The following is a 3576-nucleotide window of genomic DNA, read 5'->3' on the forward strand; positions in this document are numbered from 1 at the left end:
CCTTACTACTAGGAGGTACATTCAGTTGGATATAGAGGATCTTAAACAGAAGCATAAAAAATTCTCACTATTAGAGGAATACATATAATTTGGGCCAAATTCCGTGTAAATTATATTCCTAGCTATTTATAGGTGATCCAGCTGGGTCACCTTTTTAAATTAAATACTTATCTATTTTTAGGCTCAACTTTTACCAACATTTTTAAAAATTTTCTTAACTAAAGGATTAACACCATTTATTTTTCTACTCATAAAAAAACCTCCCTAATCAATAGATTTTACTTCTAATGACTGGAAAGGTTATATTAAATTTAGAATACTCACTTTGTTGTGTCTTACAGTTTTAACCGCCTCACAACCTAGATCATAAGCTTACTACAAAAATTCTTCTACTTTATATTCTTTTTATTTTCAGTGGTGACTTCCTTATTAATTTTTGAACCCTTCGGCTTACAACACTCTGAAGTCGATGGCTTTTCTGCACTAATTAAAGTCCCCATAGTTCGAGGAGAACTGTTAAATCCAGTTTTACCCTCTGCCTTTAAATAAATAAACCCTGCATCTTTTAACATTTCCAGAAAAACCTTTTCTGGGACAGCTCCTCCCTCTCATTGGAACCAGCTTTTGACTCTAGCAGTGTGTTCTTTGATTTCTTCTCCTATAAATAGTTGATCTACCAGCAATAACTTTCCTCCTGGTTTTAAACACCTGTAAAACTCATTAAGTACGATTTCCTTTTCAGGAATTAGATTTATTACACTGTTGGATATAATTGTATCGAAATATTCGCTTGTAAACTCCAGCAACTCTCCTTTAGATAACTTTAGCTCTATATTAGTAATACCTAAATTGTCTTTGTTATCTTTGGCTCTGTTTAGCATATCAGGAACAATATCGATACCTATTACCTTACCTTTATCTCCTGTCATTTTTGCAGCGAAGATGGTATCTATACCTGCTCCACATCCAAAATCAAGAATTATTTCTCCTGCTTCTATCTTTCCAATGGAAAAAGGGTTGCCTGTACCGCAGTAGGAATCAACAACTTCCTCAGGAAGCGTTCCAAGTATCGTAGAATCATATCTCAGTGTTTCAAGGGCTTCTCTCCCTGTGGGATACCTAAACTGACCCTTAGGAGTTGTGGCAACCTTCCGATATTTGTTTTCAATATCTTTTTTAATTTGAACCTTATCGTCTACTGTAAAAAGAGTTCCCATATCTACCTTCCTTTACACTAAATTTTATTTTGGTTCTTTTCCCTAAAAGTTAATCGTTATATTTCTGCTATCTTTTCTTATTTTCTTTCATCATATTAGATATAAAATTTTCAATTATTTTTACAAGCTCACCAGTCTTTTTAAAATATTAGTCTGAGAGTTCCTTTTTCATTCTTTCAAATTCATCCCTTGTTATCTCACCCTTGGCATATCGTTCCTTTACAATATCTAAAGGTGAATGATCTTTTTTAAACTTACTACAAGGGAAAGTACCATTTTTACCAAAAATAGAAAATAAAATAAAAATCATTACTATAAGCATTATTCCAAACATCATCATAGGAAATATCAACATCCCACCCATCCAGAAAAAATCAGATCTCACAATTATTCCTCCTTTTCTAAATTTTCGCAGTTTCTTTCAATAAAAGTACATACTACAAGTCTATCTAAAAACCTTCATACTCGGGCATTCTTTATTTTGTATAATGTGGCTCTGATCAACTCCGTCAGCTTGATACAATCAGAAAGTTTAATACTTTTATTTAACCAGGCATCTATGTGACGTTCCTGTTCTTTTGTCAGGGCATCCAGTTTACTTTTAGTTTTCCAAAAATCCCCTACTTTTAATTTCCCTAAACTTTAAACCTTAAAATTAAATCAAATTTTAGTATCTCTTCATTAAACTAAAACTGGCTTACTATAAAACATATAATCATTTTTAGATTTATTTTTAACTTGATACATTGCCTTATCACTTTTACTAATTAACTCGTTGATGTTAGTGCCATCGTAAGGAAATAAGGATATTCCTATGCTAACACTTAAATCATATATATTTCCATTTATATTCATAGAATCATTAAATGAACTTAGTATCCTGCCTGCAACATTGCTTGCTTGGGCACTATCTATATTTTTAACTATAGTAACAAATTCATCTCCTCCAAATCTTGCAACTATATCTTCTTGTTTTACAGAACTCCTTATTCTTTTAGCAGCCAACCTGAGTACATTATCTCCTGTATCATGGCCATAAGTATCATTAATTTTTTTAAAGCCATCTAAATCCATAAAAAATACAGCAAATGTATCATTTACTTTCTTTGATTTAGAAATTTGATTTTCCAGTGAACTCATGAAAAAATTTCTGTTTGGTAACTCTGTTAATGGATCAATATTTGCTAAACTATTTAACTCTTTATTTTTTATTTTTAATTCTTTAACATATTCCTCCATCTTTCCTAAAATATCAAAATATTCAATCTTTTTATTGGTTAGTAAATTATATAAAATACCGCTTCCTATACTGATGTAACTGAATAAAAATAAGTTATGAGCCAACCACCATATCGTTCCCCATGGTCTAGAAATCATAAATACCACAACTGTTTCCATTATTAATAAAATACCTACTAACAAACATAAAACTGATAAATCAGGCTTTATTCTATACGAATAATAATATTTTAAAGCCGTTATCCCCAAAAATATTAGTGTTACTACTTTGAATAAAATTGAATAGGTGGTATCCTTTCCATCACTTGTTTTATTTTCTGGAAGTATTTCCGGATATAATGATATAAAAACTGAAAATAATATAAATAATATTGCACTTACAAATAAAACTCTGAAGTTATAATTTTCTTTAGTATTTATTCCCTCGAGTATTTCTGGAGAAAAAAGCATCACCGCTAACCACAGTCTACTTGAGTCTCCAAAAAAAATAAATGCTTTTATTTGAGTCTGAATATTTGAAAATATAAAGAGTGATTTTCCAGGTGTAATAAGTGCATGAAAAGTATAGAGTACTCCTACTCCTAAAAATCCTAAGGATATTAAAAATATCCTTTTAGACATTGTTTTTTTATATTCTGTAAATGCCACTCCGCTAACTGCTATAGCTACTAAGGAACTTAAAATAACGTAGTAATAGTGAAAAGAATAATTGTTCCACATGTTTTCCCTGTTACTTAAGTAATAAACAATAAACATGGGTATAATAATGATGAATAGTAATGTAAAATTAATAGCCTTTATGTTTTTCATTATCTATTCCCCTCCTTTGAATGATATTATAACTGATAAAATAATTTTTTCTGTAGATCCATCTATAACCTTGGAAGAGAACCGAGTTCCCCTGTCTAAGCTAGAATATTACTCCGCCAATGGCTTTACCTCCTTAATCAAATGAAAAATCATTTTTTTAGGACAGTTTAAAAGAATAATAACACATTACTCTCTTAAAATATAGCCGTTATAAAGTAAATTACCTTATAAAAAAAGGAGATTATTAAATAGTCCTCTATACCCTTGATCTCTTAATCCTATATAACGTTGCCTTACTCAGCTCTGTCAG

The 3576-nt window shown here is 30.5% G+C and carries 4 protein-coding genes; all 4 read right to left on the reverse strand.

Going from position 1 to position 3576, the window contains the following annotated elements; translation table 11 throughout:
* Positions 1-389: 389 nt before the first annotated feature.
* Positions 390-572: a hypothetical protein gene (locus tag ABZA26_RS10380; protein WP_372714455.1), complete on the reverse strand. Its 183-nt coding sequence runs from the start codon at positions 570-572 to the stop codon at positions 390-392.
* A gap of 36 nt (positions 573-608) precedes the next feature.
* Positions 609-1217: a methyltransferase domain-containing protein gene (locus ABZA26_RS10385; protein WP_372714456.1), complete on the reverse strand. Its 609-nt coding sequence runs from the start codon at positions 1215-1217 to the stop codon at positions 609-611.
* Positions 1218-1365: 148 nt separating this feature from the next.
* Positions 1366-1602 (reverse strand): SHOCT domain-containing protein, encoded by a 237-nt coding sequence (locus ABZA26_RS10390; protein ID WP_372714457.1) that lies wholly within the window; start codon positions 1600-1602, stop codon positions 1366-1368.
* A 296-nt stretch (positions 1603-1898) separates the two neighbouring features.
* Positions 1899-3266: a diguanylate cyclase domain-containing protein gene (locus ABZA26_RS10395; RefSeq protein WP_372714458.1), complete on the reverse strand. Its 1368-nt coding sequence runs from the start codon at positions 3264-3266 to the stop codon at positions 1899-1901.
* Between the last annotated feature and the right edge of the window lie 310 nt (positions 3267-3576).

Origin of the sequence: Ilyobacter sp., assembly GCF_041583315.1 — a bacterium.
Lineage (GTDB): Bacteria > Fusobacteriota > Fusobacteriia > Fusobacteriales > Fusobacteriaceae > Ilyobacter.